The 23,477-nt window shown below is 59.4% G+C and carries 18 protein-coding genes, 1 tRNA gene and 1 pseudogene; 9 read left to right on the top strand and 11 right to left on the bottom strand.

What is annotated here, in order from left to right:
- Positions 1–240 precede the first annotated feature (240 nt).
- Complete coding sequence (locus tag VI340_RS08990) at positions 241–1,281, top strand: NAD(P)-dependent alcohol dehydrogenase (protein ID WP_336358222.1); 1,041 nt, start codon at positions 241–243, stop codon at positions 1,279–1,281.
- Between the two features lie 51 nt (positions 1,282–1,332).
- Here the strand turns inward: VI340_RS08990 and VI340_RS08995 are convergent, their stop codons facing one another.
- Positions 1,333–1,638 (bottom strand): DUF7562 family protein, encoded by a 306-nt coding sequence (locus VI340_RS08995; RefSeq protein WP_336329254.1) that lies wholly within the window; start codon positions 1,636–1,638, stop codon positions 1,333–1,335.
- Positions 1,639–1,803: 165 nt separating this feature from the next.
- Here VI340_RS08995 and VI340_RS09000 point away from each other — a divergent pair, with 165 nt between their 5' ends.
- Together VI340_RS09000 and VI340_RS09005 are read left to right on the top strand one after the other, a co-directional pair.
- Complete coding sequence (locus tag VI340_RS09000) at positions 1,804–2,484, top strand: hypothetical protein (RefSeq protein WP_336358223.1); 681 nt, start codon at positions 1,804–1,806, stop codon at positions 2,482–2,484.
- Between the two features lie 22 nt (positions 2,485–2,506).
- Positions 2,507–3,196 carry a hypothetical protein gene (locus VI340_RS09005; RefSeq protein ID WP_050036745.1) on the top strand — a complete coding sequence of 230 codons (690 nt, stop codon included), beginning with the start codon at positions 2,507–2,509 and terminating at the stop codon, positions 3,194–3,196.
- A 168-nt stretch (positions 3,197–3,364) separates the two neighbouring features.
- Here VI340_RS09005 and VI340_RS09010 read toward each other — a convergent pair.
- The 3 genes from VI340_RS09010 to VI340_RS09020 form a co-directional block, all read right to left on the bottom strand.
- Positions 3,365–3,438: transfer RNA gene (locus VI340_RS09010), tRNA-Thr, on the bottom strand.
- 78 nt (positions 3,439–3,516) lie between these two features.
- On the bottom strand, positions 3,517–3,930 hold the full coding sequence (locus tag VI340_RS09015) for a universal stress protein (protein ID WP_008313140.1): 414 nt from the start codon (positions 3,928–3,930) through the stop codon (positions 3,517–3,519).
- Between the two features lie 86 nt (positions 3,931–4,016).
- The gene (locus VI340_RS09020) at positions 4,017–4,997 is read right to left on the bottom strand and encodes a class I SAM-dependent methyltransferase (RefSeq protein WP_336358224.1); all 981 of its coding nucleotides are present in this window, start codon (positions 4,995–4,997) and stop codon (positions 4,017–4,019) included.
- A gap of 75 nt (positions 4,998–5,072) precedes the next feature.
- On the opposite strand from VI340_RS09020, the gene dph5 reads away from it, so the two are divergent.
- The gene (gene dph5 / locus VI340_RS09025; protein WP_336329251.1) at positions 5,073–5,852 is read left to right on the top strand and encodes a diphthine synthase; all 780 of its coding nucleotides are present in this window, start codon (positions 5,073–5,075) and stop codon (positions 5,850–5,852) included.
- Positions 5,853–5,874: 22 nt separating this feature from the next.
- Here dph5 and artA read toward each other — a convergent pair whose 3' ends face one another.
- The 6 genes and pseudogenes from artA to VI340_RS09055 form a co-directional block, all read right to left on the bottom strand.
- The gene (gene artA / locus VI340_RS09030; protein WP_008313136.1) at positions 5,875–6,876 is read right to left on the bottom strand and encodes an archaeosortase A; all 1,002 of its coding nucleotides are present in this window, start codon (positions 6,874–6,876) and stop codon (positions 5,875–5,877) included.
- A gap of 147 nt (positions 6,877–7,023) precedes the next feature.
- Complete coding sequence (locus VI340_RS09035; RefSeq protein ID WP_336358225.1) at positions 7,024–9,768, bottom strand: DUF7282 domain-containing protein; 2,745 nt, start codon at positions 9,766–9,768, stop codon at positions 7,024–7,026.
- Between the two features lie 586 nt (positions 9,769–10,354).
- A complete protein-coding gene (locus VI340_RS09040) occupies positions 10,355–13,105 on the bottom strand; it encodes a DUF7282 domain-containing protein (protein ID WP_336358226.1) in 2,751 nt (916 codons plus the stop codon).
- A 429-nt stretch (positions 13,106–13,534) separates the two neighbouring features.
- Positions 13,535–14,287 (bottom strand): VOC family protein, encoded by a 753-nt coding sequence (locus VI340_RS09045; protein ID WP_336358227.1) that lies wholly within the window; start codon positions 14,285–14,287, stop codon positions 13,535–13,537.
- Positions 14,288–14,359: 72 nt separating this feature from the next.
- A pseudogene (locus tag VI340_RS09050) lies at positions 14,360–14,800 on the bottom strand (TIGR04206 family protein).
- 106 nt (positions 14,801–14,906) lie between these two features.
- The gene (locus tag VI340_RS09055; RefSeq protein ID WP_008313129.1) at positions 14,907–16,016 is read right to left on the bottom strand and encodes an OBG GTPase family GTP-binding protein; all 1,110 of its coding nucleotides are present in this window, start codon (positions 16,014–16,016) and stop codon (positions 14,907–14,909) included.
- 159 nt (positions 16,017–16,175) lie between these two features.
- Between VI340_RS09055 and VI340_RS09060 the strand changes: the two genes are divergently transcribed.
- From VI340_RS09060 to rpl12p, 5 genes are all read left to right on the top strand, one after another.
- A complete protein-coding gene (locus VI340_RS09060; RefSeq protein ID WP_008313128.1) occupies positions 16,176–16,376 on the top strand; it encodes a VNG_1110C family protein in 201 nt (66 codons plus the stop codon).
- A 139-nt stretch (positions 16,377–16,515) separates the two neighbouring features.
- Positions 16,516–17,004, top strand: a complete 489-nt coding sequence (locus tag VI340_RS09065) for a 50S ribosomal protein L11 (protein WP_004957037.1) — start codon at positions 16,516–16,518, stop codon at positions 17,002–17,004.
- A gap of 237 nt (positions 17,005–17,241) precedes the next feature.
- Positions 17,242–17,880 carry a 50S ribosomal protein L1 gene (locus tag VI340_RS09070; RefSeq protein WP_008313127.1) on the top strand — a complete coding sequence of 213 codons (639 nt, stop codon included), beginning with the start codon at positions 17,242–17,244 and terminating at the stop codon, positions 17,878–17,880.
- Between the two features lies 1 nt (position 17,881).
- Positions 17,882–18,928 (top strand): 50S ribosomal protein L10, encoded by a 1,047-nt coding sequence (locus VI340_RS09075; protein WP_008313126.1) that lies wholly within the window; start codon positions 17,882–17,884, stop codon positions 18,926–18,928.
- A gap of 17 nt (positions 18,929–18,945) precedes the next feature.
- Positions 18,946–19,293, top strand: a complete 348-nt coding sequence (rpl12p, locus tag VI340_RS09080; protein WP_336358228.1) for a 50S ribosomal protein P1 — start codon at positions 18,946–18,948, stop codon at positions 19,291–19,293.
- 184 nt (positions 19,294–19,477) lie between these two features.
- Here rpl12p and VI340_RS09085 read toward each other — a convergent pair whose 3' ends face one another.
- Complete coding sequence (locus tag VI340_RS09085; protein ID WP_336358229.1) at positions 19,478–23,281, bottom strand: DUF7289 family protein; 3,804 nt, start codon at positions 23,279–23,281, stop codon at positions 19,478–19,480.
- Positions 23,282–23,477 lie beyond the last annotated feature (196 nt).

The following is a 23,477-nucleotide window of genomic DNA, read 5'->3' on the forward strand; positions in this document are numbered from 1 at the left end:
GGCTGTAAGTCTGTAACGAATTTCGCCACCCTGGGTGGCGAATATCTTAAAATAGTTACAGCCAACAGTATGAGTAGCTGAGAGCGTCACCACACGCACCGTTTCTTGTACCTGGCTTCGGAGTCTACAGACGCTGGCCGGGTGGCTGATACTCTTCTCAGACAGTGGAACGGGCGATACCGCAATGTATATGATATTTTATAATGGATATTTAATGTCGTTTCGCCCGGATACAGAACGATGCGCGCAGCCAGACTCCACGAGTACACGCACGATATGTCGGACGGGCTCTCGATAGACGACGTAGATGCGCCACAGGTCGCATCCGGGGACGACGTCATCGTCGAGGTCGAAGGGGCCGGCTGGTGCCAGACTGACAATCACATCATCGAGGGGATGTGGGACCAGTACGTCCCGCAGGACCTCCCGATGACGCTGGGCCACGAGAACGCCGGGACAGTCGTCGAGACCGGCGACGACGTCGACATCGTCTCGGAAGGCGACCAGGTCATCTGTCATCCGGTCCAGACCTGTGGCACCTGCCGACCGTGCCGGCAAGGTGAGACGATGTACTGCGAGAACGACGCGTTCAACGGCCTGACGACCGACGGCGGCTTCGCCGACCAGCTACTGACCAGCGACCGGTCGGTCATCCCGCTGCCCGAGGGCGTCGACCCGGTCGACATCGCCCCGCACGCCGACGCCGGTATCACGGCCTACCACGCGGCGAAGAAAGCCGTCGACGGACTCAATCCGGGCGACACTGCAGTCGTCATCGGTATCGGCGGGCTCGGCCACATCGGCCTGCAGTGCCTCGACGCGATGTGTGCCGCCGACCTCGTCGCCGTCGACATCAAGCAGTCCGCCCGCGACCTCGCCGACGACCTCGGCGCACACTACACCATCGACCCCGAAAGCGAGGACGTAGCCAGCGAGGTCGAAGCCATCAGCGACGGCGTCGGTGCCGCCCAAGTGCTCGATTTCGTCGGGGCCGACGAGACGACGGCGCTCGCGCCCGATATCTGTGCCGCCGGCGGCGACCACCACATCATCGGCTACGGGGGCCACATCCACGAACCCGCGCAGGCGCTCGTCAACGGTGAGTTCGCCTATCAGGGCAACATCGTCGGCCAGTACACCGAACTCCAGGAACTGGTCGCGCTCGTCGAGCGCGGTGCAGTCGACCTGCACACGACCCAGTACGACCTGGGCGAGGTGAACACCGTCGCACAGATGCTCGAAGACCGAGAGATCGACGGTCGGGCGGTCATCACGCCCTGAACGGCCTGTGTTGTGGTGTCGTATCGCCGGACAGGGCACCCTTTTTTCGGCTCACCGACCGTCGGCGCGGGTCTGTTCCGTTTCGTCGGCTAGGTCGTGATAGCGCCTGAGAAACGCGTCTCGGCTCACGGTCCCGGCACCGGCCGCTTCGAGTCGGTCTTCCAGCCCGCTCCGGTCGAAGTGACAGTACTCCCGATAACAGGGCTTGCACAGATACTCGAAGGACTTGTTGTCGCGGTTCCAGCGGTCGCCGTACTTGTCGTATTCCCGGGCATCCGACCGGGCGACCGTTTCACCGCAGGCGATGCAACGGACCTCTGCATCGGTGTCGCGATGCCAGGCGTTTCTGAAATCCATCAGATCCACACTCCGTCTAACTGTCCGCAAGTGTGTCTGTCGTGCCGCTCTCGCCGGCACACCGCAGTACCCGCCGGTAATCCGTACTGTGTGACCATCGTTTACAGCTAGAAGTACCGTCCAGCAGTCCGTCGCCGTATCGCGTCACTGATGAGGGTCGTTTTTATGCGGCCTGTGGAGCCCCGTCAGACCAGCGACGGAGTACCTACGGCTGCTGACAGGTCATCTCCGGTAGGAACCGTACTTGTCAGAACAGCACTCGAAAGCGGAAGCCGGTGGAGGGAGTATGAACAACGGTCGGAGCAAAGCTCTTCACTGCTTCAAACCTCAGTGGCTTTCGCTCGTCTTGCACTGGAGATTCGCCATCGACCCGAGACGGAGACACCGCTCAAGAAGAAAGGCAAGGGTGAACGCGACGTACTCATCGAGAAGGACGACGGGAGAGTGATTGCGGATTACATCGAGAACGCCCGCCTAGCGGTGACTGACGAGTACGGTCGAGAACCACTGATTGCGACCGACCACGGACGCCGAGCGCGGACGACTATTCAGCGGATGGTCTACACGGCGACACGCCCGTGTCACTACGAGAACGCCTGCCCCTTCGATGAAGACCCCGAGACGTGCGAGGCGGCGACGTGGAACGGCGCGTCCAAGTGTCCGGGGTCGGTGAGTCCGCACGCTCTCCGTCGTGGATACGTGACTGCGGCTCGGAACGCTGGTCAGCCGAAGGACGTGACTGGCGAGCGTGTGAACATGACCGGGAGAGTGATCGACAAGCATTACGATAAGGGTTCACACGATGAAAAGGCCGAAAGAAGACGAAATCACCTAAGAGATATTTGATAGGGGCTACTCCTTCTGTCGTATGCTCTCCAGAGCGAGAAGGATTGTTTTTGTTTTAATTCTGAGCGGGTGTCTTTTGTTTATCTTGACGCCTCTACTTATCCTCATATCCGTATCTTTAGTTCTTATTGACCTGCCACGCAGGGTAGGGGAAGTAATCAATTTTGACGATGCAATTCGTGTCGTTTTATTCAGATTTAGTGACCCCGAGGAAATGCGTGAATTCCGAGACGATGTGCTTCACATAGTCGAGAGCGAGAACGAAAACTCTGGCTCAGATAGATGGTCACTCCTTCGTGAGATGGATAAGGCCGAATCTGAGATTGAAAACAGAATACGGAACGGTGAGTTCGCGTTCAGTTTTGCGGGAGGTATCTCTGCACTACTCGTGGGGAATGTATTCGGAATATCATACGGTGGAGTGGTGATTACGATTGTAGTTTTGGTGTTTTCTCTCCTTGTTTCAGCGAGGATTATCGTGACTGACATTCTTTGTTACGAGCCAGTCAAACATCGAAACGACCCGATAGAGCGTCTTGAAATATTGTATGCGTGGAATACGAGTGCCGCAATGAAACAGGGTGCTGTTGGAATAGCTATTCTGACAGCGTTTGCCTCCCGAAGCGAACAGGGATACCGAGTAGGTATCTGGTTGTTGGACACCATCGCCAATATGCTCTACTCGGACGACGATAGATGGCGAGTGGAATAATTACTGCTAACATCGGGAAGGGGCGGCTGCAGTGTTCTCAGAGCAATAATTGACACGGGAAAGAAGTGGCAAATCCTCTTTGTAGCGGGGCAAATTCTACGCCTTCCGTGGCCCAATAATTAAGTAAGCCGACCGCTGTCTGTCCATTTAGACGATTCCGAAGGAAAGAGCCGGTGGAGGGATTTGAACCCTCGGCCTAATCCTTACGAAGGATTCGCTCTGCCAGTCTGAGCTACACCGGCGCGTCGCTCGCGTACATCAGTTGTTGGACGCATAACCGCAATAAGGATTGCGAATCGGGACCACCGAGAGGGACGTTCTCACTCCGCTCGGGACCCGACGACGGTGACCGGGTCGTCCGCCTCAAGCAGGACCTGCTGGGAGACACTCCCGAACACGGCCTTGCCGGTCGGCGACCGCTTCCTGGACCCCATTACGATCTGGTCGACGTCGAACTCCTCGGCCAGATCGATGATGCCGTCCGCAGGCGGCTGCTGACCCTCGGCCAGCTGGACATCGACGTCGTGGTCTTCGAGGTAGTCACGCACGAGGCGCACTGTCGAGATGCGCTCGACGTTGCGTATCTCCTCGGGCGCTTCCGCCTCTTCTTTTGTCAATGCGTGCGTAATGACGGCCTCGATGTCGGTCTCAGCAGCCGGTAGCTCCGCGACGAAGGCGGCCTGGCCGCGGGCGCGGTCCTCATCGGCGTCGACGGGGACGAGTATTGTGTACATATTTTACCCTCCTAGATACAAGCGTCCGACTTCCTCGTCGTTAAGCAGTTCGGTCCCCGTACCGGTGATGATAATAACTGTTCGTTTCAGCGCGTCAGTCGAACGTCGAGAACGACGTTGTGTTCCTTCGGGGCATACGACCGGACAGTGTGTCGCGTTTCGACCGTCACGTCGTAGGCCGGCTCCGCAGCCGCCCGGATCTCTCGCTCGCCGGGCCCGAACAGGTCGTCCTCGTGCTGGATATCGTAGTAGTGAAAGACACAGTCGTCAGCCGCCAGGCGGACGGCGGTCTCCAGAAACTCGTCGGCGCTATGGGGCAGATTCATCACGACGCGGTCAGCCCAGCCCTCGTACTCTCCGGCGACCTCTCGTACGTCGCCACAGATGCCCGTCACGCGGTCGGCGACGCCGTTGCGCTGTGCGTTCGCCCGGAGGTACTCGATTGCCGTCTCGTTGATGTCTGTTCCGACGCAGGTCGCGCCGCGTTTGGCGAACGGAATCGCGAACGGGCCGACGCCCGCGAACATGTCGAAGGCCTGCTCGCCCTCGCTGACCTGTTCGGTGACACGATGGCGTTCCGTCGCTAGCCGCGGTGAGAAGTACACCTCGGCGAGGTCGAGGTCGAACGTGCAGCCGTACTCCCGGTGGGTGACTTCCGTCCCTTCGCCAGCGAGTACGTCCCAGTCCCGGACCCGCTGTTCGCCTTTGATCTTCGACGCGCGGTTCAACACCGCTCGCACGGGCAGGTCTGAATCCATAATCGCGTCGGCAATCGCCCGCGCCCGGTCGGCGTCGTCCTCGTCGACAATCGCGACGTCGCCGATGCGCTCGTAGCTCGGGTCGAAGTCGAGTCCGTCCGCCGGCATCGTCTGGCCCTCGCGGACCGGCGGGTCTGCCTCCACGACGACGAAGTCCGACGGCACTGCTTCGGGGTCGGTGACGGGAACGTATAGCTGCCCGTCGACGACCGTGATGTCGTAGCCGTCGTCGACGAGGTTTGCTTCGGCGAGGCGTTGGCGCGTCTCTTCGCCGGCCTCGCGGGGAACGCGAACGCAGGGAACGCCCATACTCTCTCTCCCCGACCGCGGGCGGTAAGCCTGACGCTTCGCGCCCTTTATGCCCGACGGCGACCCACTCCGGATATGCTCACATTCGTCGGGCTGGGCCTCTACGACGAGCGCTCGGTCACGGTCGCCGGCCGCGACGCCATCCGAGACGCCGACCGGGTGTTCGCGGAGTTTTACACGAGTCGGCTGGTTGGTACCGACCTCGAAACGCTGGAGGACGTACTGGAGACGAGTATCGAAGTCAGGGACCGCGCCGGCATCGAGCAGGACCCCGAACCGATTCTCGAAGCCGCCGAGAGCGAAGATGTCGTCTTCTGTACTGCCGGGGATACGATGGTCTCGACGACACACACCGACCTCCGACTCCGCGCTGCTGACCGCGGTATCGAAACCCGAATCGTCCACGGAACGACAGCCCAGACGGCCGCCGGCTCACTGACTGGCTTACAGAACTACCGCTTCGGGAAGGCCACGACGCTCCCGTTCGAGGACGCCCACGGCGGTGACGGCGTTCCGGACAGCGTCGTCGCCACCATCGAGGACAACCGGGAGCGGGACCTGCACACGCTAGTCTATCTCGACATCAAGGTCGACGACCCCCACTGGGACGAGAGTGACGACACGTACATGACTGCCAGCAAGGCCGCCGCCATGCTATCCGAGCGGTTCCCCGACACGCTCGGCGTCGTCGTGGCCAGAGCCGGTAGCCCGGACCCGCTGGTGGCCGCCGATACGCTCGACGCTCTCGCCGCACAGTCATTCGGCGAGCCGCTACATCTGCTCGTCATTCCCGGTTCGCTCCACCCGCTCGAAGCTGACGCACTGGAATCGATTGCTGGAGCAGAATTAGAATAACGGCCGTTCCTCCCGACGCAGTTCAGTCGTCACCGGGTGTCGCGGGACTCGATTCCGACTGGTTCTTTTCGAACGCCGTTCCGAGGTCGTACTCCGTGCCGGTCACCAGGAAGAGGAGGTCCTCGACGATGACCGTGAGTTCCGGTAGCTCCCGCATCAGCACCCACGTCAGCCCGACGAGAACGATGACGGAGCCAAACTGCGCCAGAATCCGGTCGACGATGTAGTAGGACACCAGCTGTGCGTCGCTGAGGCCGAACAGCGCCATGACCGTTCCCGGGAAGAACTGCGCCTTCTGCAGGCCAAAAGCCAGCGCGATTCCGAGGTTTCGAATCAGATTCAGTACGTAGATGATGCTGACGGCCGCGACCAGCACGCGGAGCTTCCGCCGCCACGGAGCCTTGACTGCCAGTATTCCGCCGGCGAAGATAGATATACTGCCGATACCCGTACAGGCCAGAATGATGGTGTACGTTATCGGACGCTCGTTCCCGTCGAACCAGAACGTGTTCTCGTAGGGGTACTGCTTCGAGGCGATATCGATGCCGTTGTGCGAGAGCCCGTCGACTACCACTGGGTCGTAGCCCAGTACGGTCATGAGGAAGGAGACCTGCCCGGTGACGATCTCGATGATGGTCTGGCGGAGCGGCCCGATGGTGAGAAACGGTACGTAGATGACGCCCATGAGGCCGATTGCCCGGGTCAACACCAGCAGCGACTCGCGGCCGTTCCAGAGCAGATAGCCGGTGTACAGCGACAGGGGGACGGCGATGACGCTCCCCAGGCCCTCGACGACGCTCTTCTGTATCAGAATGAAATGCGGGGCCAGGACGAGCCAGTACGCTGCGAACAAAGCCCAGCCGACTGTTCCGACGGGACGGGCCAGTCGCTCGTCGTACTGGGCGACAGCCACGCTTCCCAGAAACGCCGCGAGAACGAGCCACATCAGCGGTTCCGAGACTGTGACCGGGTCGAACGACAGTCCAGCGATGTCGACGCCTGCTTGCAGGACTGTCTCACTCATTGCTCGTACGTTAGCCAAACCGGCGTATATGTTTTGTCGTTGCGCTACTGTGTGGTGTCGTCGTCAGACCGACCTATCGGCAGTGCCGCCGCTACTCACGTAGCGCGCGAAAGAAAGAACGGTGTTCAGAGACCGGAGCTGTTCCGGTTAGTTGTTGCGTCGGACAGCGAGGAGCGCAGCGGCGACGAGTGCGATGAGCGCGATGGCTGCCGTGAAGCCGGGACCTTCCGCGGCGGTGGTCTCGGACTCATCGGTTGCCGGCTCATCGGTTGCCGGTGCGTCAGTTTCCTCTTCGGTTTCGGTTTCCGTGTCCGGTGCTTCGGTTTCGGTTTCCGTGTCCGGTGCTTCAGTCTGGTCTTCCTCGACGATGGTCACGTTCGCACTGTCCGTCACGGCAGAGCCGTTCTGGGTGTACGGATCGTCATCGCCGGGGAAGTCGTACGCTTCGTTGCCGTTGGTGTCCTGGTGCGGCATCGCGACCGCAGTGAAGTCCTCGTCCATCGGCTCGTCGAGCGTGATCGTGATGTCCTCGTGGCTGCCTGCCTCGAGGTACTCGGAGTTCCCGACGACGTCGCCGGATGCGTTACCGGCGTGGATTGCGATGAAGCCACCCTCGGACAGCTGTGCGCTGTCGACGACGACTTCGCTACCGTCGGATTCCTGCTCGCTGATGCTCACAGTAGCCGTGTCGGCTTTGACGATACGGCCATCTTGCTCGTCGCTGAAGTCGTTGCTACCGTCGACGTCGAGCGTCCGGACGGTGAAGTTCGTTCCAGCGGAGTAGTCGCTGAAGTCGGCCGTAGCGGTGTACGTACCGTCGGGTGCGACATCAGTTTCCGGACGGAGGACGAACGGGTTCGCTTCGTTCTCGGACTCCATTTCGACTTCGAGTTCGCTGCCGGGTGCGACGTTTGTCTCGCCGGTCACTTCTTGACCAGCGGCGGCTGAGACCGTGACAAGGTCGTCGTCGTCAAGGTTCAGCGTGGCGTCGCGCTCGGACGTGGTGTAGATCGCACTGCCGCTGTTGCGGTCGTCGGTCAGCGGACCCTCTCGGACGGAGAAGGTAGCGTTGAGGCGCGTGTCCTCCTCGTCAATGATCGTCTTGCCGTTTTCGAACACAACGTCGCTGGTATCAACGGCGACGAAGTAGGTGTTGTTGTCCGGGTCGTCAACGACGGTCACCGCGTCACTGCTGTTGGTGAAGTTAACCGGGTTCGCGTCAGCGTTTGCACCGACGTCCGTCCGGTTGACGTAGAGTCGGAGGCCGGAGTCCGTCGTATCACTGCTGTTGATACGGTCCGGCGTGGTGTCGGTCGCGTCGATGAACGCCTCAGTTGCGTCAGAGGCACTTCCGTCTTCCTGCTCGTATTCAAGCGCACCCTCGATACCGGAGGCCTGAATCTCGTGGACGACAACGTCCTCGGCTGCGAGGTCGTCAGACTCGGTGAGGTTCACGCCGATGCGGTCGTAGATGTCGACATCCTCATCGTCGATGTCTGCGTCGCTCGGAGCGGCCCACGTCTTGACGTTCTCAACGGAGTTTTCGTTGAGTTGTAGCGTCCCGACTGCGTCGGGGCTGGTGACGTCAGGGGATGTCCCTGCAGTCACGTTGATTGAGTAGGAGCCGGCTTCGAGTGCGTCGCTCGAGAGGTTCGTTCGGCTGAAGTCGCCGCCTTCTTCGACTTCATCAAGGTCGTCGTCACCAGGGACGCTGAGCACCGTGTTGGTGCCGTCAGTCCCAGCGGTGTAGCTGTTGAACTGGACAGTGACTTCGCCGTCACCGTCTTCGTCCGTAAGCTGACCCTGGATGTAGTAGTTGTCGTCGTTCTGGCTGCCGACGTTGATTACCGCATCCTCGGTGTTGTCCACCTGAACCGTGATGTTGGCGACGTCGCCGAGTTCGTCCTGAACGGTTCCGGTTTCGAAGCTTGCTTCACCGTCGTCGGACTCGGAGACGTTGATCTGGTCGGACTGTGCGGAGACACCGGTCTGGTTGTCCGTCACTTCAACGTAGTACGGACTGTCATCAGCGCTGTGATTACCGAAGTCGAACACAGTGTTGTCGTTACCCTTCAGGTTCTTGATGATTGTATCAACCTTGTCGTCGTCCTCGTTGAACAGCGTCGCGTTGGCCGGCTCGCCACCGCGGTTCGTGGAGACGTTGATTGCGAGAGTATCTGTGTCGTCGATGTTGGCACCGTCGCCGACATCGTCGTCAATGTTCACATTCAGGCTGAGGTCGCTGATTGTGACGACCGCTTCCTCGTTGTTGTCGACACTGATGGTGTAATCCTCGCCAGTGTCGAAGTCGCTCGTGTCAACAGTGTAGACTTCACTGTTGTCGGTGTACGAGTCGGACAGAACGACACTGTCTGCCTCGACCTCGATGGATGGGGAGTTGTCAGAGTCGTCTGCAGACGTCTTCTCAATAGCGATCACTTCACCACGGAAGGCGTTGAGCTCCGTGTCATTTTTCGTGTTCGCCGTGATCGTCTCGGACGTCACGTCAATGTCCTCAGCGACGACTGTGCCGTCGCCACCAGTGAGGTTGCTGACTTTGACGGTCAGGTTTCGGTTCGGTTGAACGTCCTGATCCAGACTGAACTGGAGGCGCTCGCTCGTCCCGTCAGCACCGACGTTGGTGACGCCGTATTTGCTCGGGTTCTTGTTACCGTCGATGTAGACGTCGATGTCAGTGTCAGTGACTGTGCTACCGGTTGAACCATTGAGTGCCAATTCGACTGTCCCGCTATCGTATTCTACTGCCTGCTCAACGGTCACGTTCGCGGCGGCGGCTGCGCCACCGGAGAACGCGATGGTCCCGGCGAATACCGAGAAGACCATCAGCGCCGTGAGGAACAGGCTGCGGATTTTTTCGTTTGTATCTGTCATAGTTTGTGTTGCTATCGGGCGACCCCAGCAGTTTTCCACCTGGTCGGAACGTGATCACCGCGACCACGCATAGACCGGACCGGCGTACTCACTTCTGGCGTCATGGGTAGGGGTGTCGATATATTGCCGCAAGTGTGGTAAATGCTTTATGGATAAAGGTTGCATCCAAATTACATGATCCTGTCGCTTAATAATTATTTTAAAATGGTATGTACTCTGATTATGGATATTAGTTTGAGCATTCTTGTAGTTTGACATGAAAAGCACGCCACCCGATTCGATCTGGATCTGTTTTATCACTCGACGACGGACACAGCTCAAACGATTGCCGAAGCCGACCTCACAGCGACAGAAGGGATGTCCGGCAGGTGCTGGATTGCTACCGCGCTGTTCCAGCGTTCGACTGTGGTCCAGTCACGGCCGATACTACGTTCAGAAACGGACGGAATACCGATCTGAGTAACCAACGAGTCCGGAGTCGTTCTGCAGTCTGTTTGTTCCCGATTTCTTCAGGTACAGCTACTGACGGGTCACGCACGTACGCGCAAAAGAAAGGAATGACGTTCAGGGACCGGAGTGGTTCCGGTTAGTTGTCGCGTCGGACAGCGAGGAGCGCAGCAGCGACGAGCGCGATGAGCGCGATGGCTGCCGTGAAGCCGGGACCTTCTGCTTCGGTGGTCGCGGTTCCAGTGTCTGGCGTGTCCTCAGGCGTGTCCGCAGGCGTGTCTTCGGGCGTGTCCTCAGGCGTGTCCTCAGGCGTGTCCTCAGGCGTGTCCTCAGGCGTGTCCTCAGGCTCTTCGGCGGAGACGGTCACGTTCGCGCTGTCCGTCACGGCGGAGCCGTTCTGGGTGTACGGACCGTCATCGCCGGGGAAGTCGTACGCTTCGTTGCCGTTGGTGTCCTGATGCGGCATCGCGACCGCAGTGAAGTTCTCGTCCATCGGCTCGTCGAGCGTGATCGTGAGGTCATTGTACGTACCTGCTTCGAGGTACTCCGAGTTGCCGACGACGTCACCGGATGCGTCACCGGCGTGGATAGCGATGAAGCCGCCACTGGACAGCTGTGCGCTGTCGACAACGACTTCGCTACCGTCGGACTCCTGATCGCTGATGCTCACGGTGGCCGTATCGGCTTCGACGATGCGGCCGTCTTCCTCGTCGCTGAAGTCGGAGTCACCGTCGACGTCCAGCGTCTGGACGGTGAAGTTCGTTCCAGCGGAGTAGTCGCTGAAGTCTTCCGTAGCGACGTACGTGCCGTTCGGACCGACAGTTGCTTCCGGTCGTTCGACGAATGGGTTCGCCTCACTCTCGGACTCCATTTCGACTTCGAGCTCGGATCCGGGGGCGACGTTCGTATCGCCGCTCACTGTCTGTCCGGCGGCGGCGCCAACGGTGACAAAGCCGTCGTCGTCAAGGTCCAGCTCCGCGTTCCGCTCGGACGTAGTGTAGACTGCGCTATCGCTCGAAGTGTCGTCGGAGAGGGGGCCTTCTCGCACGGAGAAGGTGGCGTTGATCTCCGTGTCCTCTTCACCGGTGATCGTGTTGCCGGACTCGAACTCGACGTCACTAGTGTCTAGAGCGACGAAGTAGGTGTTGTTGTCCGGGTCGTCAACGACGGTCAGCCCGCTACTGCTGTTGGTGAAGTTAAGCGGGTCTGCGTCAGCGTTTGCACCGACATCGGTCCGGTTGACGTAGAGTTTGAGGCCGGAAGTGCTCCTGTCGTCGTTGATACGGTCCGGCGTAGTGTCAGCGGCTGCGACAAACGCGTCAGTCACGTCGGAAGACCCGTTGTCTTCCTGTTCGTATTCAAGAGCTCCTTCGATACCGGAGGCCTCGATCTCGTGGACGACGATGTCTTCGGCTGCGATGTCGTCCGACTGCGTGAGGTTCTCGCCGATACGGTCGTAGACATCGATATCGTCGTCGTCGATATCAGCATCACTGGGAGCAACCCAGGTCCGGACGTTCTCGACGGAGTTCTCGTTGAGTCGGAGCGTCCCGACCGTGTCAGGACTGGTGACATCCGGGGACGTCCCGGCGGTCACGTTCATCGAGTAGGATTGTGGTTCCAGTGCGTCTTCCTCCAAACTGTCCCTACTATCGGTGAAGCTACCCTTCTCCGTGACTTCATCAAGGTCGTCGTCACCGGGGACGGTGAGAACTGTGTTGTTGTTGTTAGTCCCGGCGGTGTAGCTGTTGAACTGGACAGTGACTTCGCCGTCACCGTTTTCGTCCTCGAGCTGACCCTGGATGGCGTAGTTGTCGTCGTTCTGGCTGCCGACGTTGATCACAGCGTTCTCGGTGTTGTCAACCTGAACCGTGATGTTGGCGACGTCGCCGATGTCGTCCTGCACGGTAGACGTCTCGAAGCTGGCGTCACCTTCACCGGATTCGGAGACGTTGATCTGGTCGGATTCGGCGGAGACGCCGGTCTGGTTGTCCGTCACTGAGACGTAGTACGGACTGTCGTCGGCGCTCTGGTTGCCGAAGTCGAACACGACGTTGTTGTTACCTTGCAGGTTCTTGATCTGCGTGGCAACCTTGTCGTCGTCCTCGTTGAACAGCGTCGCGTTGGCCGGCTCGCCACCGCGGTTCGTGGAGACGTTGACCGCGAGAGTGTCCGTGTCGTCGATGTTGGCACCGTCGCCGACATCGTCGTCAATGTTCACCTCGAGGCTGAGGTCGCTGATTGTGACGACCGCTTCCTCGTTGTTGTTGACACTGATGGTGTAATCCTCGCCAGTGTCGAAGTCGCTCGTGTCAACAGTGTAGACTTCACTGTTGTCGGTGTACGAGTCGGACAGAACGACACTGTCTCCCTCGACCTCAACGGACGGGCCGTCAGAGTCGTCTGCGGACGTGTTCTCAATAGCGATCACTTCACCACGGAAGGCGTTGAGTTCCGTGTCATTCGTCTGGGTCGCCGTGATCGTCTCGGACGTCACGTCGATGTCCTGAGCGACGACCGTATTGTCACCGCCGGTGAGTCCTGAAACCTTAACGGTCAGGTTCCGGTTCGGCTGAACGTCCTGATCCAGGCTGAACTGGAGGCGTCCAGTTGTCCCGTCGTCAGTCCCGTCGACTGAGGAGACATTGTAATTGCCCGGGTTTTCGTTCCCGTCGATGTAGACATCGATATTTCCTCTGGGGACTGCGCTACCGGTCGATCCATTGAGTGCCAATTCGACTGTGCCGCTATCGTATTCTGTTGCCTGCTCGACGCTGACGTTCGCGGCAGCGGCTGCGCCACCGGAGAACGCGACGGTCCCGGCGAATACCGAGAAGACCATCAGCGCCGTGAGGAACAGGCTGCGAACCTTGTCTGAATTTCCTGTCATAGTTTGTGTTGCTATCGGGCGACCCCAGCAGTTTTCCACCTGGTCGGAACGCGGCCACCGTGGCCACGCATAGACCGAACCGGCGTACTCACTTCTGGCGTCATGGGTAGGGGTACAGTCTAAACGATAGGTGTCTGTTGTATATGTTTTGTGGTTAGGAAATCTGATTGTCATGAATAGTCAAGCCCCAAAGACGCCATCTGAGGCGATTAGATGTGGTCCAAGCAGCTTGTAGGTCATAGCACAGGATCGGCATTCGGGCGTTTGACGGCCCAGAGATACGTATCGGAGATGGTATCGCTGGCCTGAGACGCTAGGGCTTCACAGATCCTCACTGCTCGCTCAGGAACGATTCCGCAGACGAATCTCCTTCTGTCAGCTACCGCGCGAGAATAGATTAGAACAGACGGGTAGTACCGACCAGTGCCGTCAGTTGGTCACGATTTCGATTTCGCGGGCGTCGGGGTCTTTGGTGAACGCGTAGCGGTCGTCACAGCTCTCGGGGTCCCGGTAATCCTCGGCGTGGCGCCCCATCAGCGTCTCCCACGCGCTATGGAGGTCATCGGTTCGAACCGCGAGATGCCCCCAGGCATCGCCGAGTTCGTACGACCGGCCGTCGTAGTTGTAGGTGAGTTCGACCGACATCGCCTCTTCTGGGGCATTCTCGGGCTTGAGGAAGTACAGGGCGAAGTCGTCGAACTCCTCGCGGCGGAACAGGTCGTAGTCGAGCTTTCGGGTGTACCAGCCGATAGCCTGTTCGGCGTCTTCGACACGGATCATCGTGTGGTCCAGCGACCACTTCGCGCCGTGGTCCCGTTCGACGATCTCAATCTCGTGACCGTCGGGGTCCGTGACGAAGGCGTAGGAGCCGCCACAGGAGTCCGGGTCGCGGTAGTCCTCGACGCCGGCGTCCATCAGCTCGTCGTAGGCGTCGTACACGTCGTCACAGCGGACGGCGATGTGTCCCCACGCGTCGCCCATCGTGTACGAGCGGCCGTCGTGATTGTACGTCAGTTCGAGCAGCGCACCTTCGTCGTGGACGTCTTCCGGACCGAGGAAGACGTTCGTGAAGGTGTCGGCCTCCCAGCGGCCCTTCTCCTCGTAATCGAAATACGTCTGGTACCAGTCCAGCGACGCGTCCAAGTCTTCGACGCGCATCATCGTATGATCGAGTGACCACATACGCGGCACATGGTGCGAGCGAGCGAAAAGGCTACCGCCACAGGTGGTTCCGTCCGGATTCGATACCGCGGCTCACTCCGTCGCTGTGTCGGCCCGGATGGCCGGCAGGTAGTACCACCAGACCACGGCGAGCATGACGAGAGAGCCGACCGGGACAGCGACGTAGTCGAGCCGTCTGTTGAAACCCAGAAACACGGGGAACTGCGTCAGACCCGCACCGGCGAGAGCGAGGGCGGTGACCCGAACGTCCTCACGCCAGACGACACCGGCAACGGCGCTGGCCAGGGCAACGAGATACAGCAGGACGCCCGAGCCCCACGACTCGATAAACTACGGGAGCGCCCCGGTGAACCGAACGAAGTAGCTGTAGACCGAGAGCAGTTCCGGCGGGTTCGTGTTGAACAGGCCAAAGGAGAAGACGAGCGTCAGTTCCGCCCCGATTTGCACCACTGTCCAGGGGACGAGGCCAGCAACGACGACGGCAGCAAGACGGCGTCGGGGACCGTGGTCCATACGTGGTGGCAGGACTCTAGACGCATGAACGCATCTACTTCAGAAGGGATGGATATTGTCTGAAGGGATATTCGCTCACACGCGCGCACGCGAGCGCTGACAGATTTTACCGGTTGGCGACGATCCGCAGGATATCTTCGTCAGCGAGTTCGTGGTCGCGCCCGACCTGCTGTTCGTCGTGCTTGGCGCTTGGACCGGTCACACGAGCGAATCGGAAGCGCTCGTCGAAGCTCCCGCCGAGTTTCTCGCAGGCGTCGTCGACGGTGTCGCCTTCACGGAGTATCAGCGGCTCCTCGCGGTCGACACCGCGGCCCGGCTTGTCCATGTAGATCCGGATGAGGCCGAGTTCGTCCCAGATGCGTTCGGTGAGGCTATCCAGTCCCTTCTCTTCCTCGGCGCTGATGAAGATTGCCTCGTCGGGGTCGATGTCCCGCTCCCGGAGCTCGTCTTCGACTTTGGGGAGGTAGTCGGGCTCGATGAGGTCGGCCTTGTTGACAGCAACGAGGGAGGGCAGATAGACGCGGTTGTCCATCACGCCGTCGATGAGCTGGTCGATGTCGATCTGCTCGCCGATGGTCACGTCGGCGTTGACGTAGCCGTGCTCGCGCAGGACGGCTTTGACCGTCTCGTCGTCGAGTTCGACGCCGGTGGCCGTGTTGACCGAAATCCCGTCCTTGCCCTTCTTCCGGACGTTGACCCACGGCGGGTCCTGGTCGAGTCGGATCTTGTTCTTGTACAGTTCTTCGCTGAGTCGGTCGTACTGGTCGATCTCGAAGACGGAGATGAGGAAGACGATGAGATCCGCGGTCCGGACGACGGACAGCACTTCCTTGCCGCCACCGCGGCCGCCGGCCGCACCCTCGATGAGCCCGGGAACGTCGAGAATCTGTATGTTCGCCCCCTTGTACTTGAGCATCCCCGGATACACGTCGAGCGTCGTGAACTCGTAGGCCCCGGTCTCGGACTCAGCGTTGGTGAGGGCGTTTAGCAGCGTCGACTTCCCGACGCTGGGGAACCCGACGAGCGCGACGGTCGCGTCGCCGTGTTTCTCGACGCCGTAGCCACCGCCGCCGCCCGAAGAGGCCTGCTGTTCGAGCTTCTCCTTTTTCTCCGCGAGCTTGGACTTCAGCCGACCGATATGGGCCTCTGTAGACTTGTTGTAGGGAGTGCTGGCGATTTCATCTTCGAGTTCCTGAATCTCCTCTTCGAGCCCCATTAGGTGTATGTCGGCCCCTCACACCGAATAAGGCTTTCCTCCCTCGCCGATGCCACCCCGGCAGCACGCGTCATCGGACCCGCGCTGCCGTTCAGAATGGTCAAACGACCCTCATGTAATTCGACACACCTATAGGGTATCCTCCGTCATGTGTCGATAATGGGAGCGGCGAGTCGGTTCCGCGACAGCACGCAGATACTGCTGCCAGTCGGTGCGCTCGACGGGATTCGCGAGGAGTTGGAACAGCGGTTCACTGTGAGCGTTCATCAGGAAGGTGAACAGGTTCGGATAATCGGCTCCCCAGTCGAGATCAAAGACGCGAGCGATTTCCTCGCACGCAACGGCGTGACGTTCGCCTGAACTGACTGGGATTCAATTCTTTGCCGCGTTGGCCGTCCTGCCTGTGGGTTCCTAACGGTGAGTGTTCGTGCGTGTGGAGACCTCACGCAGCGATCCGTGAAACGCAATCCTTTAAACCGCCGCGAGGATTCCACTATGTATGGCTGGAACTATCGAAGTCCTCGTTCCCGGTGGGGAGGCCAACCCTGGCCCGCCACTCGGTCCGGAACTTGGCCCGACACCGGTGGACGTGCAGGCAGTCGTACAGGAAATCAACGACCAGACGGCAGCGTTCGACGGCACCGAAGTCCCCGTCACCGTCGAGTACGACGACGACGGCTCCTTCGAAATCGAAGTCGGTGTCCCGCCGACGGCCGAACTCATCAAGGACGAGGCCGGTTTCGAGACCGGCAGCGGCGAACCGCAAGAGGACTTCGTCGCTGACCTCTCCGTCGACCAGGTCAAACAGATCGCCGAGCAGAAGCATCCCGACCTGCTCTCCTACGACCTCACGAACGCCGCGAAGGAAGTCGTCGGGACGTGTACCTCCCTCGGTGTCACTATCGAAGGCGAAAACCCACGCGAGTTCAAGGAACGCATCGACGCGGGCGAGTACGACGACGTGTTCGCGGCCGAAGCACAAGCGTAAGTCGGACCGCTGTGCGACTGGCGTGTGTTTTCCCTTGCTTTCGACGCTGTGAGCTACTGCACAGTCAGTGGGACCGTCACCAGCGACTGGTCCCTGAGAACCGGAAACACGCCCGTCAGCGGTCCTTGGGCTGGTTCGACGGGTTTAAGTGTCGCATTGGCGTCTACCCGCACGAGACAGGCATCCGCCTGTTTCACTGACCCGTAGAAGCCGATTGGCGTACTACGGAGGTGAACAATGGCAGATCAGGAAATAGAGAACGCAGTCTCGCGCGCACTCGAGGACGCACCTGAGCGGAATTTCCGCGAAACGGTCGACCTCGCTGTGAACCTGCGCGACTTAGATCTTAACGACCCGTCGAACCGCGTCGACGAGTCCGTCGTGCTTCCTGCTGGCACCGGCCAGGAGACCACAATTGTGGTCTTCGCCGAGGGCGAAACCGCCCTTCGTGCCGAGGAAGTCGCAGACGACGTACTCGACGAGGACGAACTCGAGGAGCTCGGTGGCGATGACGACGCCGCCAAGGACCTCGCCGATGACACTGACTTCTTCATTGCGGAGAAGGATCTGATGCAGGACATCGGTCGCTACCTCGGGACCGTCCTCGGTCCGCGTGGGAAGATGCCGGAACCGCTCGACCCCGACGACGACGTCGTCGAGGTCATCGAACGCATGAAAAACACCGTGCAGCTCCGCAGCGGGGAACGGCGAACGTTCCACACGCGGGTCGGCGCGGAGGACATGTCCGCCGAAGATATCTCGGACAACATCGACGTTATCCTCCGCCGTCTGCACGCGGACCTCGAGAAGGGCCCGCTCAACATCGACAGCGTCTACGTGAAGACGACGATGGGGCCTGCGATGGAGGTGGCCTGATATGAGCGCCGAATCCGAACGCAAGACCGAGACCATTCCCGAGTGGAAGCAGGAAGAGGTCGACGCCATCGTAGCGATGATCGAGTCCTACGAGAGCGTCGGCGTCGTCAACATCGCCGGGATTCCGTCCCGACAGCTGCAGGATATGCGACGTGACTTGCACGGGACCGCCGAACTTCGCGTCTCCCGGAACACGCTGCTCGAGCGTGCACTCGACGAAGTCGACGACGGACTCGAAGACCTCAACAGCTACATCACCGGGCAGGTCGGGCTCATCGGGACCGACGACAACCCGTTCTCGCTGTTTCAGGAACTCGAGGCCTCCAAGACGCCCGCACCCATCGGTGCCGGCGAGGTGGCCCCGAACGACATCGTGATTCCGGAAGGCGACACGGGCGTCGACCCCGGTCCGTTCGTCGGCGAACTCCAGAGCGTGGGTGCCGACGCACGCATCCAGGAAGGCTCCATTCAGGTCCTTTCTGACTCGGTCGTGCTTGACACCGGCGAGGAAGTCTCCCAGGAACTCGCGAACGTCCTGAACGAACTCGGTATCGAACCGAAGGAGGTCGGTCTCGACCTCCGCGCCGTCTTCGCCGACGGTGTACTGTTCGAACCCGAGGAGCTGGAACTCGATATCGACGAGTACCGGAGCGACATCCAGGCGGCTGCCGGCCGAGCGTTTAATCTCTCGGTCAACGCCGACTACCCGACCGCGACGACGGCCCCGACAATGCTCCAGTCCGCTCGTGGCAACGCCAAGAGCCTCGCGCTCCAGGCGGCCATCGAGGACCCCGAGGTCGTGCCTGACCTCGTGAGCAAGGCTGACGCACAGGTCCGTGCGCTCGCCTCGCAAATTGACGATGAAGAGGCACTCCCGGAGGAACTCCAGGGCGTCGAGGCCGACGTGGCGACAGAGGAACCGACTGACGACCAAGACGAGGACACCGCATCCGAGGACGACGCGGACGCCGACGACGCGGCCGAGGAGGCCGACGACGATGACGACGACGACGAAGACGCCGGCGACGCGCTCGGAGCGATGTTCTAACAACGCACACTACAACAATGGAATACGTATACGCTGCACTCATCCTGAACGAAGCTGACGAAGAGATCAACGAAGACAACCTCACTGACGTGCTCGAAGCCGCGGGCGTCGACGTCGAGGAGTCCCGCGTCAAGGCCCTCGTCGCCGCCCTCGAGGACGTCGACATCGAGGAGGCCGTCGACCAGGCCGCTGCGGCACCGGTGCCGGCAAGCGGCGGCGCGGCCGCACCTGCCGAGGGTGACGCTGACGAGGCCGACGAGGCCGAGGAAGAAGCCGACGAAGAGGCTGCCGACGACGGCGGCGACGACGATGACGACGAGGACGACGAGGCAAGCGGTGAGGGCCTCGGCGAACTCTTCGGCTAACTCGGTTCAACACAGCTCAGTTTTTTCTTTGCGTGCGCTCGACCGGTGAGAGGAGTCAATACTGACCCCGCCGATAGCCGTATCTCTATTGGACAAGTATGCTGAGCCACGACCGGGCTGTAATCCAGCGTGTACCGCCTGACACACGAGTCTGATTACACCGAAAAACGGGTCTGCTACGGCCTTAACTACCGATCGTAATCGTATCGGAGTCAATCGAGATGGGTGAGTCGTTAGTGGTTGCGCCACTCTCGTCGACATCCTTCAGGTAGATTTCACCCGTCGCAGTATCGTCAACCGACCCACTGGCCGTGTCGTTGTACACTGTGACTTCGTACGTGTAGTATCCGGGATCGAGGTCGGTGTCGTAGCCAGCCCACGCCGGATACGCGTCGGATCCCGTAAGGTCACCGCTACCCGCTGTGACGTTCTCAGTGCCTGTGTAAACCGTAGTGCCGTCACTCTTGTTCTTGACGGTGAGGGCCACTTCACGTTCGTCGCCGACAGTTCCCTCATTGTTGACTTCAACGGTGATCCGTTCTGCACCGCCGTTCCGTTCGATGAGTGTGGCGGTATTGTATGTCTGTGCGCCGATATTGATGCCCTGGGTGTCGTTTACCACGACACTCGACCGACCGACGAAGAACGACTGCTTTGCTGAGGTGCTGTTCCGCGTCTGCACGTAGTACGTGTGGTTGCCACGGTCAGACGGTAGACTGAGGGTTACTTGCTCCGTATCTCCGTTTGTGAGCAGCGAGGTTGTCGCGGAGTCAGACACTGTGAACGTCGAACCCGCGTCGTCGGTGTTCTTTGCATAGAGTTTGATCTCGGCGGTTCCGCCTTCCCCACCGACGTTCGTGATGTCGACCGTAGCGTTTGCAGACTCATCGTTGTCGATTGTGCTTGTGGCACGAACAGAGTCGACTTGCATGAACTGTTCGTCGATGTCGCCGACGTAGATGTTTCCACCCCATTGCTTCCCAGTAGCGGACTCGGAGCGGTTAGGGTTCGTGAGATTGAACCTGTACTGGTACGACTGACCCGGTGTCTTACTTGCAGTCGCTAGCTCAACGTTGAACTGCGCCGTTTCGTTTACCCCGATCTCCGTATCCTGCGTCTCGGCTGTGCTTCCATCGAAGGTAGGCGTAAGCTTTGCACTACCGGCGGCGGTACCGACGTTTTTGACCGTCACCGTTGCCTCCGTGTCGTCTGTCTTCGGGGTACGGGCGGGGACATCAACATCAACGAAGCTGAATCTCGGCTCCGCAACCTCATTCTCGATGGAGTTGGTTCTGAATATAACCACTGCGTCGTTGTAGTCGGGGTCGCCGTAACCGTATGCGTTTTCGGGGTTTGCGTTGTCCTGCGAGAGCTCATAGAGGTACACGAATTCACCGTCGGCGAGATTAAGCCTCGCTGAACCGTTGTCGAGTTCGGTAAGCCGTTGCTCGCCAAGCATATCCGTCAGTTTTCGCTGTGCCTTGCCAGCTTGACCGTAGCCGGGAATTACCTCCCCATCGGCTAATATATCTGCGTTCGTGCTGCTCTCGTCGGTAGAAATCCGGACACTACCGGGGCTGCTGCATCTCTTAGTGTAGTAGTTCGTACCGTCTATCTTGAATCGAATGTCCGTGTACGTCGTTTCATAGCAATGGTACGACGTGGCGGTGACGGAGAAGTTCGAATTCGCTTCGAAAGTCTTCGTGAACTCGTATGGGTCCGGATAGTCGTCGTTAATCAGCCGCCGTTCAGCATGGGGGCCGTTCACATCGCCGTCTTCGAAGTCGTATCCCACATCACGCCACAGTGGAATCTCGTGGTCGCCGGACTGGTTGTTGACGACCAGATCCATGTCTACTTTCGTGTGCGTAATCTGATAGCCGTTACTGCCCTCAAGCTCAGCTCCCTTGAGTTCGATTGTTGCGTTGACCCTCTCGGTGGTAGTCATGCCACCTCCGTCACGCTCAACCGCAGTATTCGACCGCACGTTCAGGATTCGCCAGGCAGTCTGGTTTCCAGTGGTGAAGTTCACTCGATAGAGTCCGTCTTCGGACGGCGCTGTAACGGTCTGTGTGACCGTCGTACTCTCCCCCGGGTCAAGCTGCTCGTCCGTTGACTTGTCGGCTCCCCAGTCTCTGCCGATGCGAAGCGTCTGGGAGCCTGCCGTTCCGCCAGTGTTAGTGACATTGAAGCTGACCTCGGTCTTGTTTTCCGGTTCGACCGGGTTGTCGACGCCAAGACCGGTGATATCAAACACCGGTGGTGCCGACGCGCCGACAGTGAAGGTCCCGTAGCTGCGGTCGTCCGGTGTCTCGACAATATAGGTGTAGTTACTGTATGACGGAGCGGTAAGCGGACCGCTGGTGAGAGTTACCGTCTCTTTTTCTGAACCGCTGTTGGTTCCATTGAGTGTGAGCGTTTTCTCCTTCGATTCAACCGTTGTATCCGACTCGTTTTTTATGTGTATTTTGACGGCGTCGGACTTACGGATGTTGCCGGTATTTTTGACTGTCGCCTCAATCGTGACCGTGTCACCGCTCTTTACGCCGCCCGGTGGCGAAACCGATGTCACCTCGAAGACACCGACGTCACCGACAACGAAGTAGTGGCCGTCGTCGCTGTACTGCGAATACGTGTCGTCGTCCGTCGCGACTTCAATATCGTAGGTCCCGTTCTCGCTGGTCGGCATCGCTGAATCAAAGTCAACTGTCCGAGTGTTGCCCGGATGGACTGTCACGTGCTGTGTGGCATTCACCGAACCATTAACCAGAAGTGTGACGTTCTGTTCGGCCGTCATACTGCCGTTGTTTTCGACTGTGACATTCGATTCTGGGACCTGGTTCAGCCGTGCTGTCGCGGGGATTGAGGCACTAGTTATGTTTAGCGACGGTGACCCGGGCACAGCCGTGTAGTTGACTAGCTTGTAGGCCTTGTCTTGCTCAGATGCCACAGTGAAGTTGTATACGCCGCTGTCGGCATCTATCGACTTGCTCACTCTGGCTGAATCTCCACCGGTAAGCGTGACCGTGGCTGTCGCATTATCCGACGCCCCGGACCGATTCAGCCTGATCTCTTGAGTGTCTTGCAGACCACCAGTGTTCCGTATCGTTGCATTCACCAGTGCTTTTTGATCGTCTGATGGGTCTTCTCGCACCGACATATTCTGTACTTCAAACTCCGGGTCGCTCACGTTACCGAGCGCAAATCTGATGTCGATGGTCTCACCAGGCTCCACTGAACTCGGAGTCACCTTGACGTACTTGTCGTCGTATGCACTCTGTGCCCAGTCCGCCCACGCGCGGGCGTAACTGCTGTTCTCGATTGTCAACGTAGCGTTGGTGACCTGTGACGGGGCGCAGGTGGTGCTCGGCGACGAAGAGTCCCACGAGCCGTTCCGTACGCCTTCGTATGTAGCCTCAGTGAACAGTGCCGTCTGAAGTGCTGCTTCGTGTGATCGATTCGCAGTCGTGTTCGACCGAATCGCAACCGAACTGCCCCCAATCTGCTGCCCGGAGATATTCGCGAACGAGACTGACAGCGCCCCTTTATCATAGTTCACAGCCGGGGGCGACGACATCGTCGCGCCCGACTCGGTCATCCGCCACACACCGCCACCCTGATAGCCGACTTCTTGGCCGTTTTCCTGATACTGAAGCGTCTGCAACGAACGGTTCCCCGTCGAACAGGTCGAGTTACTGTTCAACGTCAGATTGTATGTCGCATCGTCTGTAACAGCGACATCAGACCGAACCCGGTCTGGGACTTCAACTGATTCACTGGTATCTGACCGCTGGAAGCTCTGATCAACCGACAGCAGTACCTCCTCAGCGAGTTCGACGTTCGCGTCGTCGTTGACATCTCCGATAGTCTGTTGCCCCACTTGAACGATCAGTACGGCACCAATGATGACTGCACTAGCCAACAACACCACACCCAGAACGTGCGATACACCCCGGTCTCCAGCCCCCCGGCTGCCCCACTCGAACATACTTATTTACATACCAACTATTGCACATAAGTTTACTGTTTCACCCATACTAATAACGGTTCCATCGGTGACCTACTGAGGTTAAACAGCAGGTATTCCCTCTAACGGGACCTACCAGCGGTATACACTACCGGCACCGTGTGTCGAATTCTAGATCCAGTGACATTATAACACCCTCCGGAAATGTCATATATTA

Source organism: Haloarcula sp. CGMCC 1.6347, assembly GCF_037078395.1.
Lineage (GTDB): Archaea > Halobacteriota > Halobacteria > Halobacteriales > Haloarculaceae > Haloarcula > Haloarcula amylolytica.

Bases quoted from the DNA above. Each gene is read 5' to 3' on its own strand.
- VI340_RS09055 (WP_008313129.1), bottom strand. From the start codon at position 16,016: ATGGGGCTCGAAGAGGAGATTCAGGAACTCGAAGATGAAATCGCCAGC.
- VI340_RS09085 (WP_336358229.1), bottom strand. From the start codon at position 23,281: ATGTTCGAGTGGGGCAGCCGGGGGGCTGGAGACCGGGGTGTATCGCAC.
- VI340_RS08990 (WP_336358222.1), top strand. From the start codon at position 241: ATGCGCGCAGCCAGACTCCACGAGTACACGCACGATATGTCGGACGGG.
- VI340_RS09040 (WP_336358226.1), bottom strand. From the start codon at position 13,105: ATGACAGGAAATTCAGACAAGGTTCGCAGCCTGTTCCTCACGGCGCTG.
- VI340_RS09075 (WP_008313126.1), top strand. From the start codon at position 17,882: ATGAGCGCCGAATCCGAACGCAAGACCGAGACCATTCCCGAGTGGAAG.
- rpl12p (WP_336358228.1), top strand. From the start codon at position 18,946: ATGGAATACGTATACGCTGCACTCATCCTGAACGAAGCTGACGAAGAG.
- VI340_RS09060 (WP_008313128.1), top strand. From the start codon at position 16,176: ATGGGAGCGGCGAGTCGGTTCCGCGACAGCACGCAGATACTGCTGCCA.
- VI340_RS09045 (WP_336358227.1), bottom strand. From the start codon at position 14,287: ATGTGGTCACTCGATCATACGATGATGCGCGTCGAAGACTTGGACGCG.
- VI340_RS09000 (WP_336358223.1), top strand. From the start codon at position 1,804: ATGCGGCCTGTGGAGCCCCGTCAGACCAGCGACGGAGTACCTACGGCT.
- VI340_RS09005 (WP_050036745.1), top strand. From the start codon at position 2,507: ATGCTCTCCAGAGCGAGAAGGATTGTTTTTGTTTTAATTCTGAGCGGG.
- VI340_RS09070 (WP_008313127.1), top strand. From the start codon at position 17,242: ATGGCAGATCAGGAAATAGAGAACGCAGTCTCGCGCGCACTCGAGGAC.
- dph5 (WP_336329251.1), top strand. From the start codon at position 5,073: ATGCTCACATTCGTCGGGCTGGGCCTCTACGACGAGCGCTCGGTCACG.
- VI340_RS09035 (WP_336358225.1), bottom strand. From the start codon at position 9,768: ATGACAGATACAAACGAAAAAATCCGCAGCCTGTTCCTCACGGCGCTG.
- VI340_RS09065 (WP_004957037.1), top strand. From the start codon at position 16,516: ATGGCTGGAACTATCGAAGTCCTCGTTCCCGGTGGGGAGGCCAACCCT.
- artA (WP_008313136.1), bottom strand. From the start codon at position 6,876: ATGAGTGAGACAGTCCTGCAAGCAGGCGTCGACATCGCTGGACTGTCG.
- VI340_RS08995 (WP_336329254.1), bottom strand. From the start codon at position 1,638: ATGGATTTCAGAAACGCCTGGCATCGCGACACCGATGCAGAGGTCCGT.
- VI340_RS09015 (WP_008313140.1), bottom strand. From the start codon at position 3,930: ATGTACACAATACTCGTCCCCGTCGACGCCGATGAGGACCGCGCCCGC.
- VI340_RS09020 (WP_336358224.1), bottom strand. From the start codon at position 4,997: ATGGGCGTTCCCTGCGTTCGCGTTCCCCGCGAGGCCGGCGAAGAGACG.